13 protein-coding genes are annotated in these 16,283 nt (G+C 62.7%); 5 read left to right on the plus strand and 8 right to left on the minus strand.

Annotated features, from left to right (window positions below):
• Nucleotides 1-49: 49 nt before the first annotated feature.
• Nucleotides 50-1,237, plus strand: a complete 1,188-nt coding sequence (locus YA0848_RS24200) for a Bcr/CflA family efflux MFS transporter (protein ID WP_184315999.1) — start codon at nt 50-52, stop codon at nt 1,235-1,237.
• A gap of 228 nt (nt 1,238-1,465) precedes the next feature.
• The gene (gene ilvD / locus YA0848_RS24205; protein ID WP_169902351.1) at nt 1,466-3,307 is read left to right on the plus strand and encodes a dihydroxy-acid dehydratase; all 1,842 of its coding nucleotides are present in this window, start codon (nt 1,466-1,468) and stop codon (nt 3,305-3,307) included.
• Between the two features lie 142 nt (nt 3,308-3,449).
• Here ilvD and YA0848_RS24210 read toward each other — a convergent pair whose 3' ends face one another.
• A complete protein-coding gene (locus YA0848_RS24210; RefSeq protein ID WP_034115371.1) occupies nt 3,450-4,511 on the minus strand; it encodes a hypothetical protein in 1,062 nt (353 codons plus the stop codon).
• A 241-nt stretch (nt 4,512-4,752) separates the two neighbouring features.
• Between YA0848_RS24210 and YA0848_RS24215 the strand changes: the two genes are divergently transcribed.
• The gene (locus tag YA0848_RS24215; protein WP_169902350.1) at nt 4,753-6,144 is read left to right on the plus strand and encodes an L-cystine transporter; all 1,392 of its coding nucleotides are present in this window, start codon (nt 4,753-4,755) and stop codon (nt 6,142-6,144) included.
• 85 nt (nt 6,145-6,229) lie between these two features.
• On the opposite strand, the gene YA0848_RS24220 is transcribed toward YA0848_RS24215, so the two are convergent.
• On the minus strand, nt 6,230-6,742 hold the full coding sequence (locus tag YA0848_RS24220) for a dihydrofolate reductase (protein ID WP_169902349.1): 513 nt from the start codon (nt 6,740-6,742) through the stop codon (nt 6,230-6,232).
• A gap of 69 nt (nt 6,743-6,811) precedes the next feature.
• Here YA0848_RS24220 and YA0848_RS24225 point away from each other — a divergent pair, with 69 nt between their 5' ends.
• On the plus strand, nt 6,812-8,191 hold the full coding sequence (locus tag YA0848_RS24225) for a DUF2868 domain-containing protein (protein WP_169867595.1): 1,380 nt from the start codon (nt 6,812-6,814) through the stop codon (nt 8,189-8,191).
• A complete protein-coding gene (locus YA0848_RS24230) occupies nt 8,184-9,551 on the plus strand; it encodes a DUF3482 domain-containing protein (protein WP_034101312.1) in 1,368 nt (455 codons plus the stop codon). The genes YA0848_RS24225 and YA0848_RS24230 overlap by 8 nt, the downstream gene beginning before the upstream one ends.
• Here YA0848_RS24230 and YA0848_RS24235 read toward each other — a convergent pair.
• The 6 genes from YA0848_RS24235 to YA0848_RS24260 form a co-directional block, all read right to left on the minus strand.
• A complete protein-coding gene (locus YA0848_RS24235; protein WP_047881732.1) occupies nt 9,542-10,102 on the minus strand; it encodes a phosphonate degradation HD-domain oxygenase in 561 nt (186 codons plus the stop codon). The two genes, YA0848_RS24230 and YA0848_RS24235, sit on opposite strands and share 10 nt — an antisense overlap.
• Entirely contained in the window at nt 10,102-11,235 is a 1,134-nt protein-coding gene (locus YA0848_RS24240) for a TIGR03364 family FAD-dependent oxidoreductase (protein ID WP_169902348.1), read from the minus strand. The genes YA0848_RS24235 and YA0848_RS24240 overlap by 1 nt, the downstream gene beginning before the upstream one ends.
• A 118-nt stretch (nt 11,236-11,353) precedes the next feature.
• Nucleotides 11,354-12,376: a putative 2-aminoethylphosphonate ABC transporter substrate-binding protein gene (locus YA0848_RS24245; RefSeq protein ID WP_184316001.1), complete on the minus strand. Its 1,023-nt coding sequence runs from the start codon at nt 12,374-12,376 to the stop codon at nt 11,354-11,356.
• A gap of 22 nt (nt 12,377-12,398) precedes the next feature.
• The gene (locus tag YA0848_RS24250) at nt 12,399-14,111 is read right to left on the minus strand and encodes a putative 2-aminoethylphosphonate ABC transporter permease subunit (RefSeq protein ID WP_034115376.1); all 1,713 of its coding nucleotides are present in this window, start codon (nt 14,109-14,111) and stop codon (nt 12,399-12,401) included.
• 1 nt (nt 14,112) lies between these two features.
• Nucleotides 14,113-15,177, minus strand: a complete 1,065-nt coding sequence (locus YA0848_RS24255; protein WP_169867600.1) for a putative 2-aminoethylphosphonate ABC transporter ATP-binding protein — start codon at nt 15,175-15,177, stop codon at nt 14,113-14,115.
• A gap of 236 nt (nt 15,178-15,413) precedes the next feature.
• Nucleotides 15,414-16,277: a LysR family transcriptional regulator gene (locus YA0848_RS24260; protein ID WP_040266943.1), complete on the minus strand. Its 864-nt coding sequence runs from the start codon at nt 16,275-16,277 to the stop codon at nt 15,414-15,416.
• Nucleotides 16,278-16,283: the final 6 nt, after the last annotated feature.

A 16,283-nucleotide genomic window follows, 5' to 3' on the forward strand; every position in this document is an offset into this window, starting at 1 on the left:
TCTCTTCAAATCGATTCTCAGCCCTCATTCAAGGTCTGAGCCCTCCTCGATGACCCACCTGACCTCCCCCGCCCGAAAAACCGCCGCCATCGCCTTGCTGATGAACATGACGATCCTCGGCGTATTTCCCCTGGACGTGATTCTGCCCTCCTTTCCCTCCATGGCTCGCTACTTCGATACGGCCGTGGCCGATATCGCGTTATCGGTGAGTCTGTTTTCAATCGGTTTATCGTTGTCGCTGCTGCTGGTCGGACCGCTGTCCGACCGCCTGGGGCGCAAGCGTGTGTTGATAATCGGTATGGGCGTCGCCGTCATGGGCTCGGCGGGTTGTGCCATGGCGCAGGACTTTGCCTGGTTTATGGTCTTCCGAATGATCCAGGCGGTCGGGTGCGGCAGTTTCGTACTGTCCCAGGCACTGGTGCAGGATCTATTCATCGGCAAAGAACAAGAGCGATTGCGCATTGCCATGGTCACGGCCAGCGGCATCTGTATTTCCGTGTCACCGTTGTTCGGCAGTTGGTTGCAGACCTGGCTCGACTGGCGCGGCAGCTTTCAGGTGTTTGTCATCATTGGCCTGCTATTGATCCTCAAGGCTTGGCTTCTACTCGACGATCCAAGCCCGCCCTCCGATACTCGACTCTCGATTGTGAACGCGTACCGACAGGTGCTGCGTGACCGCAGTTTCGTCGGCTACTGGCTGATCTCGGCACTGGCCTTCGGTTGCCATTTCGCCTTTATCGTTGTGTCGCCCATCATCCTGATGGAGCAATTGGGCCTTACGCCTTACCGGTTTGCTCTGGTCTTGCTGCTCTATGGCGCCGCCTACGTGTTGGGTGGCATCGCTGCGGGCTGGATGAACCGATGGATGGACGGCAATACGCAGATCGTCAGCGGTCAGCGACTGATCGCATCGGCGGGCGTATTAATGCTGGCGCTCTATCACCTGTGGGGCCTGACGGTCATGACAGTGATGCTGCCGATGATCCTCTGTACCGCCGGAACGACCATCACCCGCCCCATTGCAACCTCCCGCGCCATGGGCCGATTCCCGCTGGCCGCCGGGACCTGCGCGTCGGCGGGAAACGTGATTATTTTTGTCTGTGGCGGTTTGGTCAGCAGCCTGGTCAGCCAGTCGGGCGAACAGGTGATGAACGTGCTGGCGATCACCTTTCTGGTTCTGAGCGGTATCGGCATGGGCCTGAACGCCAGGGAGCAAAGGTCTGCGCACGCGGCCTAAGGGCCCACTTCACGCTTGCGCCCATTCCCTCCAGCCGCCAGCGGTGTAGAATCGGCCCTATTCATCGCCAGTCATCCCCCGGCGGGTTTATGAGCTCAAGGCCACGGCGCGCGGCGATCCCGCAGCGTTAGAGGCAACCTCCGGACACACGGCTATTTCTGAGTGTTCCAGACGTCAATAGAAGCTCACTCCCCTGTTTAGTACCTGATTAGCCGCCCGGAGTGCTCCATGCCAGATTACCGCTCGAAAACATCCACCCACGGCCGCAACATGGCCGGCGCCCGCGCATTGTGGCGCGCCACGGGGATGAAAGATGACGACTTCAAGAAGCCGATCATCGCGATTGCCAACTCCTTTACTCAGTTCGTACCCGGCCACGTCCACCTCAAGGACCTGGGCCAACTGGTCGCCCGCGAGATCGAACGCGCCGGTGGCGTGGCCAAGGAATTCAACACCATCGCCGTGGACGACGGCATCGCCATGGGCCATGACGGCATGCTGTATTCGCTGCCGAGCCGCGAGATCATCGCCGACTCCGTGGAATACATGGTCAACGCCCACTGCGCCGACGCCATCGTATGCATCTCCAACTGCGACAAGATCACCCCCGGCATGCTGATGGCCGCCCTGCGCCTGAACATCCCGGTGATCTTCGTCTCCGGCGGCCCAATGGAAGCCGGCAAGACCAAGCTCGCCTCCCACGGTCTGGACCTGGTGGACGCCATGGTCATCGCCGCCGATTCCAGCGCTTCTGACGAGAAGGTCGCGGAATACGAGCGTAGCGCCTGCCCGACCTGCGGTTCATGCTCCGGCATGTTCACCGCCAACTCGATGAACTGCCTCACCGAGGCTCTCGGCCTGGCGCTGCCGGGCAACGGCTCCACCCTGGCCACCCACAGCGACCGCGAGCAATTGTTCCTGCAAGCCGGCCGTACCATCGTCGAGCTGTGCAAGCGTTACTACGGCGAGAACGATAAGTCGGTATTGCCGCGCAATATCGCCAACTTCAAGGCCTTCGAAAACGCCATGACCCTGGACATCGCCATGGGCGGTTCCACCAACACCATCCTGCACCTGCTGGCCGCGGCCCAGGAAGCCGAGATCGATTTCGACCTGCGCGATATCGACCGCCTGTCCCGCCATGTGCCGCAACTGTGCAAAGTCGCGCCGAACATCCAGAAGTACCACATGGAAGACGTGCACCGCGCCGGCGGGATCTTCTCGATCCTCGGCTCCCTGGCCCGTGGCGGCCTGCTGCACACCGACCTGCCGACAGTGCACAGCAAGACCATGGCCGAAGGCATCGCCAAGTGGGACATCACCCAGACCGACGACGAAGCCGTGCACACCTTCTTCAAGGCCGGCCCGGCGGGCATCCCGACCCAGACCGCATTTAGCCAGTCGACCCGCTGGGACACCCTCGACGACGACCGTGAAAACGGCTGCATCCGCAGTGTCGAGCACGCCTACTCCAAGGAAGGCGGCCTGGCCGTGCTGTACGGCAACATCGCCCTCGACGGCTGCGTGGTCAAAACCGCCGGCGTGGATGAGTCCATCCATGTGTTCGAAGGCAACGCCAAGATCTTCGAAAGCCAGGACAGCGCCGTACGCGGCATCCTCGCCGACGAAGTCAAAGAAGGCGACATCGTGATCATCCGCTACGAAGGCCCCAAAGGCGGCCCGGGTATGCAAGAGATGCTCTACCCAACCTCGTACCTGAAATCCAAGGGCCTGGGCAAAGCCTGTGCGCTGTTGACCGACGGCCGTTTCTCCGGCGGCACCTCGGGCCTGTCCATCGGCCACGCTTCGCCGGAAGCTGCTGCCGGTGGCGCGATTGGCCTGGTGCAGGATGGCGACAAGGTGCTGATCGACATTCCGAACCGCTCGATCAACCTGTTGATCAGCGACGAAGAACTGGCGGCGCGCCGGGTTGAGCAGGACAAAAAAGGCTGGAAGCCGGTTGAAAAACGTCCACGTAAAGTGACCACCGCGCTGAAGGCTTATGCCCTGCTGGCCACCAGCGCCGATAAGGGTGCTGTGCGTAACAAGGCGATGCTCGACGGTCTGTAAGACCTGCGCCCATAAAAATGCCCCGCCAAGTGCGGGGCATTTTTTTTTGCCTGGCCAAATCTCAATGCCAGCGCGCCAGTTAGCACATTTGCAACTGAACTACTGCAATCGGGGGCAAGCCCCCTCCCACATTTTTGAGCAGTTACTGGATTTCATCCGGCTTGACGATCACCCAGTTCTTGTCCGCCGTCACCGGCAAGCCTTCCTTGGCCTGGGCCGCGGCGTGCTTGGCCATCATGCCGTTGAGCTGGGCCATGTATTTGTCCTTGCGGTTGACCCACAGGTGGATACCGCCCTTGGCCACGTCCACATCGTGGAACAGCATGTAGCCGTCGCTGGTCGGGGTATCGCCGCCGACGATCACCGGCTTTTTCCATTCGTCGATGTAGGTGAGGATCGCCGCGTGCTTACCGGCCATCCAGGTCGCCGGGGTCCACAGGTAGGGGGTGAGCTCCAGACCGAGGTTGGCCTTCTCGTCATACTTGCCGGCGCTGATCTGTTTGCGCGCGGTGGTCAGTTCGCCGGTCTTGCGGTCCTTGAGCAAAGTGGTCACGCCAATGACGTTCTCGGGTTTGACGTTGTAGCCGTACTTCGGATCGGCAGCGACCATGCGCACCAGCTCTTCGGAAGCGGCGGTCATCACGTAAACCTCGATGCCGTTTTCCATCAGCTTGTTGTACAGCTCGGCCTGGCCGGTGAAGACTTTCGGCGGCTGCACTTCGGACGTCTTGACCACATCGCCTTCGTAATAACTGACCGGCACGGGCTTGCCGGAGGCCATCAGTTCGTCGACCTGGACCTTGAGTTCCTTGAGGGTAAAGCCGGAGAACACTTGGGCGACCCATGGGTAGCAGACCATGTCGTCCACTTCGCACAGGCGATAGTAGTAACTGAACAGGCTTTCCTTGTGGTCGGCAGTGTCTTTGAACGGCATCAGCTTGAGCGATGGATCCAGGCTTTCGCGGGTGATGAGCCCCTTGTTTTCCATGTAGGGCAACAGCGACTCTTCGAGGTCGTAGCGGTAGCTGGTGTTGTCCATGTCGAACACCGCGAAGTTACCTTTGTTGGCATTGGCGGCGATCATCTCGTTCAGTTGCTTGGCGGCCGGGGCGGGCCAATGTTTCAACTCGGTGGCGGCGAACGCCTGGCTGGCCAAGCCAAGGCAGAATGCGGCGGATACCAATAGTGTCGGCGCGAGCTTCATAGGCGTTGTCTCCCTGAGTGAAAGACACCGACGCTAGCAAATCCCTGTGACAATTCCCGCTTCGAGCGCGACCGCACGCGTCCCGTTTCCGCCAAGGCCATGCGCGTGAGCGTCAAACACTTATTCCAAAAACGACAGTTACCATTCCATATCGGTATTAATTCATTATTTATCAGGCTGTTAGGCTTCCCGGTTCGCAATCGCAGGCTCACGCGATTGGCGCCCTCACAATGGAGTTCAAATGAATCTGCCGCTGATTCTCAACCTACTGGTGTTCCTGGCCCTATTGCTGGGCCTGGCACAAACCCGCCGCACTCAGTGGAGCCTGGCCAAAAAGGTTCTATTGGCGCTGGTACTGGGCGTGGTGTTCGGCGTGGCGCTGCATACCATCTATGGCGCCGGCAACCCGGTGCTCAAAGCCTCCATCGGATGGTTCGATCTGGTCGGCAATGGCTACGTGCAACTGCTGCAAATGATCGTGATCCCGCTGGTATTTGCCTCGATCCTCAGCGCAGTGGCGCGCCTGCATAACGCGGCGTCCCTGGGCAAGATCAGCTTCCTGACCATCGGCACCCTGCTGTTCACCACCGCAATTGCGGCGATGATCGGTATCGGCCTGACCAACCTGTTCGGCCTCACCGCCGAGGGCCTGGTGGCCGGTACTCAGGAAATGGCGCGCCTGCAGGTGATCCAAAACGATTACGCCGGCAAAGTCGCCGACCTGAATATCCCGCAGCTGCTGCTGTCGTTCGTACCAGCCAACCCATTCGCCGACCTGGCGCGGGCCAAGCCGACGTCGATCATCAGCGTGGTGATTTTCGCCGCGTTCCTGGGAGTGGCCGCGCTGCAACTGCTCAAGGACGAAGTGGAAAAAGGCCAGAAAGTGCTCAATGCCATCGACACCCTGCAAGCCTGGGTAATGCGCCTGGTGCGCCTGGTGATGAAGCTCACGCCCTACGGTGTGTTGGCGCTGATGACCAAGGTAGTCGCCGGTTCCAACCTGCAAGACATCATCAAGCTCGGTAGCTTTGTGCTGGTGTCCTACCTGGCCCTGGGCCTGATGTTCGTGGTGCACGGCCTGCTGTTGTCGGCGGCCGGGATCAATCCGCTGCGCTTCTTGCGCAAAGTGTGGCCGGTGCTGACCTTCGCGTTCACCAGCCGCTCCAGCGCAGCGACCATTCCCTTGAGCATCGAAGCGCAGACCCGTCGACTGGGCATCCCGCAGTCCATCGCCGGTTTCGCCGCCTCGTTTGGCGCGACCATTGGCCAAAACGGCTGCGCAGGCCTCTACCCTGCCATGCTGGCCGTGATGGTGGCGCCGACCGTGGGCATCAACCCGCTGGACCCGCTGTGGATCGCGACCCTGGTGGCGATTGTGACCTTAAGTTCGGCAGGCGTTGCCGGCGTGGGCGGCGGCGCGACCTTTGCCGCGCTGATCGTGCTGCCGGCGATGGGCTTGCCGGTGTCACTGGTGGCGCTGCTGATTTCCGTGGAGCCGCTGATCGACATGGGCCGCACGGCGTTGAACGTGAACGGTTCGATGACAGCCGGTGCGATTACCAGCCAGATCATGGGGCAGACGGATAAGGGATTGTTGGAGGCGGATGAGCATGCGCAGTTAGCGCAGGCCTGATAGACCGCTATCGGGGGCAAGCCCCCTCCCACACTTGAAGGTATTCACAAATCAAAATGTGGGAGGGGGCTTGCCCCCGATGCTTTTAGGCTTTTTCCCAGACTTCAAAGTTGTAGGCTGGCTTGTCGCCCTCAGCCGCATTCACAGCATTCGACACCAGCGTCCACTGGCTGCGGTCAAACTCCGGAAACCACGCATCCCCTTCCGGACTCAACGCCACCCGCGTCAAATACAGGCGATCGGCCTGTTCCAGGCCCTGCGCATACAACTGCGCACCGCCGATCAACATCAGCTCGTCCACGCCCTGCTCCAGTGCCCATGCCTCGGCACGCTCGACGGCGGCCTCCAGTGACGGAAAAACTTCCGCACCTTCAAGCGCCAGGCCGGTCTGACGGCTGACCACCAGGTTCAAGCGCCCCGGCAGCGGTCGGCCCAGGGAGTCCCAGGTTTTGCGCCCCATGATGATCGGCTTGCCGAGGGTGGTGGCCTTGAAATATTTGAAATCCCCCGGCAAATGCCAGGGCATGCGGTTGTCGACGCCGATCACGCGGTTTTCACCGAGGGCTGCGATCAGGCTTAGAGGGAGAGTTTTTTTCATGGCGACGAGAATACCAGAGCCGCGAGTCAGCGGTTATGCTCCAGGCTCACTTGCTCAACAGGACAGCGCGTGACCGTACTGAACTCGCTCCACACACTCTGGCTGACCGAAACCGTGCGCCTGCGTGAAGAACACGCCGGCAACCTCGAAGACCTGGAAGCCAACCGCCTGGCCCGCACGGCCGGAGGCGACCTGCCAACGCGCATTCAACGCCGCGCCTTGCACCTGGCCGAGCGCGATGGCCTGGTGGTCGCCCTTACCCGCTGGTTACAAGGCGCGCGCCTGGCCCTGGTGCTGCTGGCGATACTCGCGGTGGTCAGCGGCGCCGGCCTGGCGTTTGCCGCGCTGGGCAACGGATTGGCGCCAGTGAACGTGTTCTGGGCCTTGGGCAGCCTGCTCGGCCTGAACCTGATTCTGCTGATCAGTTGGGCCTTGGGCCTGCTATTTGCCGGCGAACATAGCGCCAGCCTCGGGCGCCTGTGGCTGTGGCTCAGCGAAAAATTCGCGCGCGATGCCAAGGCCGCGCAGTTGGCACCGGCCCTGTTACTGCTGTTGCAACGGCAGAAACTCAATCGCTGGGCCGTAGGCGTACTGGTCAACAGCCTGTGGCTGCTGGCATTGCTCAGTGCATTGGTGATCCTTCTGACATTACTCGCCACCCGTCGCTACGGCTTCGTGTGGGAAACCACCATCCTCGGCGCCGATACTTTCGTGGCCGTGACACAAGCACTGGGCACCTTGCCTGCCCTGCTCGGCTTCAATGTGCCGACTGTAGAGATGATTCGCGCCAGCGGGGATTGCGCCCTGAATATCGAGAGCGCCCGCCAAGCCTGGGCCGCCTGGCTGGTCGGTGTGTTGCTGGTCTACGGCCTGCTGCCGCGCCTGATCCTAGCCCTGCTGTGCCTGTGGCGCTGGAAGCGCGGGCGCGCCGCCCTGCGTCTGGACCTCAACCTGCCCGGCTATAGCCAACTGCGCGAACGCCTGATGCCGAGCAGCGAGCGCCTTGGGGTCAATGATGCTGCGCCCGAACACCTGCACGCCGTCACTGGCGGCGTCAGTGAACAGCACAGCGCCGGCGCCCTGTTGGTAGCCATCGAGCTGGACGACCAATACCCCTGGCCGCCCAAACTGCCCGCCAACGTCAGTAACGCCGGCATCCTCGACAGCCGCGAATCGCGCCACAAACTCCTCGAACAACTCAGCCGCTTCCCGCCCGCGCGCCTAGCCATCGCCTGCGACCCTCGGCGCTCGCCGGATCGCGGCAGCCTGGCGCTGATCGCCGAACTGGCCCGCAGCGCCAGCGCCACCCGCGTCTGGCTGTTGCAAGCGCCGCCCGGCCAGGCGCTGGACGCCGAGCGCCTGGGCGACTGGCACAACGCGCTGCAACAGCTCGACCTTCCCTTCGCCGACTGCGCGCCGCTGAACTGGCTGGAGACCGGTCATGACTAAGCCTCTGAAACTCGCCGTGGTCGGCCACACCAACGTCGGCAAAACCTCGCTGTTGCGCACGCTGACTCGCGACGTGGGCTTCGGCGAAGTGTCCCATCGCCCCAGCACCACGCGTCATGTGGAAGGCGCACGCTTGTCGGTGGACGGTGAAGCCTTGCTGGAGCTGTACGACACGCCCGGCCTGGAAGATGCCATCGCCTTGCTCGATTACCTGGAACGCCTGGACCGCCCCGGTGAACGCCTCGACGGCCCGGCACGCCTGGCGCGCTTCCTGGAGGGCAGCGAAGCGCGCCAACGCTTCGAACAAGAAGCCAAAGTGTTGCGCCAACTGTTGGCCTCGGACGCCGGCCTGTACGTGATCGATGCCCGCGAACCGGTGCTGGCCAAGTACCGCGACGAGTTGCAGGTGCTGGCCAGTTGCGGCAAGCCGTTGTTGCCGGTGCTCAACTTTGTCAGCAGCAGCGACCACCGCGAGCCCGATTGGCGCGAAGCCTTGGCCCGCCTGGGTTTGCATGCGCTGGTGCGCTTCGACAGCGTGGCGCCGCCCGAAGACGGCGAACGGCGTCTGTATGAAAGCCTGGCGCTCCTGCTGGAAAACGCCCGGCCGCAGTTGGAGCGGTTGATGCTCGATCAGCAAGCCCAGCGCCAGGCTCGCCAGCAAAGCGCGGCGCGGTTGATCGCCGAGCTGCTGATCGACTGCGCCGCGTGCCGGCGCAGTGTGGTCAGCGAGGACGAACACAACGCCATCGGCGAACTGCGCAAGGCCGTACGCCAACGGGAACAAAAGTGTGTGGAAGCCTTGCTCAAACTGTTCGGGTTCCGCCCCCAGGACGCCGCCGCCAGTGATCTGCCGTTGCTGGACGGGCGTTGGGGCGACGACCTGTTCAACCCGGAAACCCTCAAGCAACTCGGCGTGCGCGTCGGCGGAGGCATCGCTGCCGGTGCGGCGGCCGGCGCGGGGGTGGACCTGCTGGTCGGCGGCCTGACCCTCGGCGCCGCCGCCCTGGCCGGCGCCATCGCTGGGGGCGCGCTGCAAACCGCGCGCAGCTACGGCAATCGCTTGATGGGCAAGCTCAAGGGCCACCGCGAGTTGACCGTGGACGACAGCGTGCTGCGCCTGCTCGCCCTGCGCCAACGCCAGTTGCTCAAAGCCCTCAACCTGCGCGGCCATGCGGCGATGCACAGCATCAAAGTCGACACACCCCAGGACAAAACCTGGCGCGAAGGCAAATTACCCGACGCCCTGCATAAGGCCCGCGCCCACCCGCAATGGTCGTCCCTCAACCCTCACGCCAAACTGAGCCAGGCCGAGCGCCAGGAACAGATCGACGCCCTCGCCGAGCGCCTCGATCAGGACTGAGCCGTCAGCAACCGCCGAGCCTTGGCTTTGAGCCATGCAAGGTCGAGCAGCGGCACGTTGGCCTGCTTGGCCTGCTCATCCCAATACCGCAGACGCACACTCACCGCGCAGAGCGGGTCCTGTTCGAAGGCCCGGGCCTCGACGGCACTCATCACGCCGCCTTGATACGCCAGGGTGCGGCGGCTGGCCTCGCTCAGTTGTGCGTAGTAGTCGGGCTGGCTGAAGGTCAGGTAACGCTTGGCCTGGACGTGATATTCCACAAGCCTGGCCAAGCGTTCGCTGAAACCGGCCCGGCGCAGGTAATCCGCCCCCAGCCGCTCATGACTGACCACGCCGTAACCGCCCATGCTCTCGGCACGTTGGTCGCAGAGATGGCCGATATCGTGAAAAAACGCCGCCAATACCACTTCGTCATCGAAGCCTTCGGCCACGGCCTGTTGCGCGGCCTGGGACATATGTTCGATCTGCGACACCGCTTCGCCGATGTAGTCCGCCGTGCCGTGCTGTTCGTACAGACCGAACACCTCGGCAATCACCTGTTCAGGATGCATCACGCCTCACCCCACAGTGCCGCGACGTTGCGCTCGCCCAGCGCCGGCCCCACGCTCATGCCCACGCCGGTATGCATCAACGCGGCACTGACCCCCGGCGCCGCCCGTACGAAAGAAAACGGTCCCGGCCCGCGCGCGCCATAGACCCCCTGCCAGCGCTCGACCACCTGGATCCCACAGCCCAGGGTCTGCTCGGCCAGTTCGAGCATCCAGTTGTCCACCTGTTCGCCGTTGAAGGGCGACGCATCCAGGCCGTAATCATGGGAATCGCCGATGATCAGCTCGCCATAGGGCGTAGGACTGATCAACAGATGAATTCCGTGCTCGTGCAGGTGCGGCGCTTCGCGCAGGATTCGCGCCTGAACCGCCACCGCTTCCGGTAAGTCGGCAAATGCGCCGTAATGCACGCAACTGAGCCCCGTAAGCAAGGCATGCTGCAGGTTCAGATTCAGCGCCGGTCGCGCCCGCAGCATTTGCAAGCGGCAGATACTCGGATGCAGTTCGGCCAACGCTTCGGCCAATAAGGTTTGGTAGTCATGGCCGGAGCAAACGATGATCTGTTCGCCGCGAAAGCTGCCGGCGGTGCTGTGCAACAGGCCCGGCTCGACATCGCGCACCAGGGTGGAAAAGTGAAATTCCACGTTCAGGTGCTGCCTCAGGTAGCGGATCAGCGCCGGGAGCGCCTCGCGTGAATACAGTTGCTGATCGTCGCGGCCATGCAAAGCGGCCCGGTGATGGCGGAACTGGCCGCCGTACAAATCGCGCATCGCCGCACCTTGCAGCAACTCCACGTTGTACCCGTGTTCCTGCGCGCGCCCGGCGCAGAAGGCTTCCAGCAGGTGTTCTTCCGCTTCGGTGCGGGCGAACAGGTAGGCGCCGTTGCGCTTGAGTTGCAGACCCGCCACCTGAGCCCAATGCCCCCAGATAGCACGGCTTTGCCGCGCCAGATCGAGCATCGCTCCCGGTGGCTGGCCAGTGACCAAAGCCTGGCCGAAGTTGCGTACCGAGGCGCCCAAGGGCGTGGCGCTGCGTTCGAACACCTTGACCTTGAGGCCGCGTCGAGCCGCGGCGTAGGCGTGGGACAGGCCGAGGACGCCGGCGCCGACAATCAGTAGGTCGCTGTGCTGTGTCATGTAGTGATGTCCTGTTTTCAAGACCGCTATCGGGGGCAAGCCCCCTCCCACCTTTTGAATGCCTTTCAATGTGGGAGGTGGCTCGCCCCCGCTAGGACCTTCAGCCAAAACCGAGTAATTACTGGCCCGCGACCTTCTCCGACTTACCGTCATAGCGCTTGCGCCATTCGGCCAGGATGCTGTCGCGGTTTTTCGAAGCCCAGGTAAAGTCATTCTTGATCAGGCGTTGTTCGTAGTCGGCCGGCAATTCGGTTTGCGGCTTGGCAATGCCCGGCTGGGCGAGGACTGCGAAGTTGTCCTTGTACAGCTCCATGGCTGCGGGGCTGGCGGAGAAGTCGGCGAGCTTTTTCGCCGCATCGGCGTGGGCGGTGCCTTTCATCACGGCGGTGGCTTCGATGTCCCAGCCCAGGCCTTCCTTGGGCAGGATGATGTCCAGTGGCGCGCCCTGGCGTTTCAACTGCACGGCTGGGTATTCGAAGGAAATCCCGATCGGAAACTCACCGGAAGCCGCCAACTTGCACGGCTTGGAACCGGAATGAACGTACTGGCCGATGTTCTGGTGCAGGTCATCCATGTACTGCCAGCCTTGCATCTCGCCATAGGTCTGCAACCAGGCGCTCACGTCCAGAAAACCGGCGCCGGATGAGGCCGGGTTGGGCATCACGATCTTGCCTTTGTACTCAGGCTTGGTCAGGTCTTGCCAGCTCACCGGCTTGGTCAGGCCCTGCTTGTCGGCTTCGACGGTGTTGAAGCAGATTGTCGCGGCCCACACGTCCATGCCGACCCACGCGGGCGGGTTGGCAGGGTCGCGGTAATTCTTGCCGATCTTGTCCAGGTCCTTCGGCGCGTAGTTGTCCAGCATGCCTTGCTGGTCGAGGATCGCCAGGCTCGATGCAGCCAGGCCCCACACGGCATCGGCTTGGGGGCGGTCTTTTTCGGCCAGCAGCTTGGCGGTGATGATCCCGGTGGAGTCGCGCACCCATTTGATTTCGATATCGGGGTTCGCCTGTTCGAAGGCCTTTTTATAGGTCTTCAACTGCTCGGCTTCGAGGGCCGTATACACGGTGAGATCAGTTTTGGCGAAGGCATTCAGGCTGAATGCGGTGAGTACGGCAGCGACCAGCGCCAGGGGCTTGAACATGAGGAACCTCCTTCAGGGTTGTTTATTGGCCGGGCGCGCTCTGGCGCCAGGCTTGGGAGCGACGCAGCGCGCCGCGCGATGCCCACGCCAGCAGCAACGAAACGCTGGCCGAGGTGAACAGGATCAGGGTGGACATGGCCGCCGCACCGCCCACGTTCCCGGCGTCGTCCATGTTCAACACGGCGACGGCGGCAAGGATGGTGTCGGGGCTGTAGAGGAAAATCGCGGCGGACACGGTAGTCATCGCCGACACGAACAGGTAGCGCACGATATCCAGCAAGGCCGGCAGGCAGATCGGCACCGTGACTTTCAGGTAATGGCGGTACAGCGGCGCCTTGAGGGACAGCGCGGCGGCTTCGAATTCGGCATCGAGCTGACGCAGCGCGGTGGTGGCGGTCATCTGCGCGGTGGTCAAATAGTGAGCAATGGTGCACACCACCAGCAGGGTCATGGTCCCGTAGAACACATGTAGCGGGTTGCCGTTGAGGTTGAAAAAGAACACGTAGCCCAGGCCCAGCACCAACCCCGGCACCGCCATCGGTACGAAGCTGAGCATGCGCAGCGCCAGATTGAGGTGCTTCTGGCCCTTGGTCTTTTCCATCAGATAGGCGCCGCTGAAGATCAGGACGCTGCCGATCACGGCCGTACACAGCGCCATGGTCAGGCTGTTGCGGTAGGCCAGCCAACCACCGCCGGCTGTGTCCTCGAACTGGTAATGAGCGAGGGACAGCGACAGGTTGTACGGCCAGAACTTCACCAGGGAGGAATACACCGCCATGCCGAATACCAGCAGCAGCACCGCGCAGATCAATAGAACGATGGCCAGGTAGCAACCGTCCCTCAAGCGCGACGGCGCCGGGCGGAAGACTTGGGCGCGGCCGCTCATGGCATCGCCGTGGCGACGGCGCAACCATGCGTCCACAGCGAAGCTGAACAGCGCCGGCAACAGCAACACCATGCCGATCAACGCACCGCGACCGAACTGCTGCTGACCGACCACCGCCTTGTAGGCTTCCAGCGCCAGCACCTGATAATCGCCGCCGACCACCACAGGCACGCCGAAATCGGTGATGGTCAGCGTGAACACCAGGCAGAACGCGGCAAACACCGCCTGGCGCGTGGCCGGCCAGGTGATGCTGCGAAACGCCCGCGCCGGGCTGGCCCCCATACTTGAGGCGGCATCGAACAGGCGCGCATCGGCCAGCGAGAGCGCCGACAGCAAAATCATCAGGGCGTGTGGGAAGGTGTAGATCACTTCACCGAGCACGATGCCCCAGAAGCCGTAGATATTTTCCGCGATCAACCCGCGCAACAGGCCTTGGTTGCCGAACAGGTACACCAGCGCAATGCCCGGCAACATCGACGGCGCCATCAGCGGCAACAGCGACAGACCGCGCCAGATCGCTTTGCCGGGGATCAGCGTGCGTTGCAGCGCGTAGGCAAACAGGTAGGCCAGCGGTACGACGATGGCCGCCACGCTGAGAGAGACTTTCAGGCTATTGCCCAGCAACCAGTGGAAGTTGGCGCTGGTGAGCAGTTCCCGCGCCGCGACCAGGCCGCCACCCTGCCCGGCCTCGTTGCTGAAACCACGCCAGAAAATCGCCAGCAACGGCAGCAACACCGCGACACTCAGCAAGCTCAGCCAGAGCCATTTGCCGCCGACCACAAAAATGCGGTCGCCCCACTCGGCACGGGACACCTGACGCGTCGCAGGCAAGCTCATCACTGCGGCCATCTCAGGCAAACACCTGTAGGCTGCGCGGCGGCAAAGCCACCCAGATGTCCTGGGCGCCCAGGCGCGGCATGGCTTCGGGGGCGAGTTCGGCCAGCAGCGGATGACCGGGCAGGTGCTCCAGCTCAAAACTCATGCGGCAGCGGTTGCCGAGAAAGGTGATCTCACGGACCTTGGCCGGGAAGAGGTTCTCTTCGTGCACGGGAGGGTTGACGCTGATCGCTTCCGGGCGGCAGAACAGCCGACCGGACTCGGCTCTACCGGCGTCATCGGCCAGGCGCATCGTCATCCCGCCGACCTGGGCATGGCTGATGCTGTTGCGGCTGAACGGCAACCAGTTGCCCTGGCCGACAAACTCCGCCACGAACGGCGTGGCCGGGCGGTCGTAGATTTCCTGCGGCGTAGCGTATTGCTCGACCTTACCGTTGTTCATCACGGCAATGCGGTCTGCCATCAACATGGCTTCGTCCTGGTTATGGGTCACCATCAAGGTGGTGATGCCCAGGCGCCGTTGCAGCTGACGCAGTTCGGTGCACAAATGCTCGCGCACCCGGGCATCGAGGGCCGACATCGGCTCATCCAGCAGCAGCAACGACGGCGCCGGCGCGAGCGCGCGGGCCAGGGCGACCCGTTGCTGCTGGCCGCCGGAGAGTTGACCGGGGTACTTCTTTTCGCTGCCCACCAGGCCCACCAGCTCCAGCATCTGGCCGACACGCTGGCGCACTTCGTCGCGGCCGCTGCCGGTTAGGCCATAGCCGATATTCGCTTCGACGGTCAGGTTCGGAAACAGCGCGTAGGACTGAAACAGAATGCCGTAGTCCCGCGCCTGCGGCGGCAGCAGGGAAACGTCACGGCCGCCCAGGTAAAGTTCGCCATTGTCCTGGCGCTCCAAGCCGGCAATGCAGCGCAACAAGGTGGTCTTGCCGCAGCCGGACGGGCCCAGCAGGCACACCAGTTCGCCGGCGGCGACGTCCAGGGAGACGTTGTCCAGCGCGGTGAACGCACCGAAGCGCTTCTGGATACCGCGCACTTTCATAGGCGCGCCGGGTTGGGTCAGGGCTGTGTTCATGGTGGCACCTCATCAAACTGATGAAGGCCATGCTAGGCAGGCAATGCGTCGCTCTTGTGGCAGGAAGGCAAAACGCGGCGATAGTGGTATTCGCAGATTTGTGTAGGACTCTTCGAACTGAGTTGCTGGGGTATCGCCAATCGGGGGCAAGCCCCCTCCCACACTTAAAGGCATTCACAATTCAACATGTGGGAGGGGGCTTGCCCCCGATTGGTCCCCAAAGCCACTACAAGGCTTTAGATTGGCGACATTTCCTGGGCCAACCCCAAAAACGCCGCTGGCAGACGCGCAGCCTTTCTTTCCTTGAGGCAGTACAGATACTCCGGAATCTGCGGCGCATGCTCAAGGGTCAGCACCTTGAGCTGCGGGTCATGGGGCACTTCCTGGCGGGCGATGATGCTGATGCCGATATTGCGCAACACCGCCTCGCGGATCGATTCACGGCTGCCGATTTCCAGCAGCGGCCCGTAGTTCACGCCAGCGCCGCGCAGCATGTCTTCGGTCAGGCGGCGTGTGGTGGAGCCGACCTCGCGCATCAACAGGGTGTGTCCGGCGAGCGCGCTCAACGGCACATGATCGAGTTTGGCCAGGGGATGGTTGCGATGCACCGCCAGCACCAGCGGGTCGGTGCCGAGGACGCGACGTATCAGCCGTGGGTCGTCGAGCAGCTGTGAGGACGCCGCCACATCGACGCGGTAGTCATCCAGCGCTTCGAGCACCTGCTGGGAGTTGCCGATTTCCACCGACACCTCCACTTGGGGTAGGCGCTCGCGAAAGGCTTTGACCAGATCCAGGATGTAGTACGGCGCCGTTGCGGCAATCCTGAGTGCGCCCTGGACCTGACCGTTGTTGCGCAGGAAAAACTCGATATCGGCTTCCTGCTGCAACAGCGTCTTGACCATCGGCAACAGCCGCGCGCCTTCGTCGCTGACGGTGAGGCGGCGCCCGCCGCGATAGAACAGCTCGACGCCGTATTGGCTTTCCAGGTTGCGGATCTGGGTGGTGACCGTGGGCTGGCTCAGGCCGAGCTTTTTCGCCGCCTGGGTAATGCTGCCCAGGCGGGCGACCATAAAAAACGCCTTCAGCTCGGCACTCAGCACACCACC

Origin of the sequence: Pseudomonas sp. S4_EA_1b, assembly GCF_016307435.1 — a bacterium.
Taxonomy (GTDB): Bacteria; Pseudomonadota; Gammaproteobacteria; order Pseudomonadales; family Pseudomonadaceae; genus Aquipseudomonas; species Aquipseudomonas rhodesiae.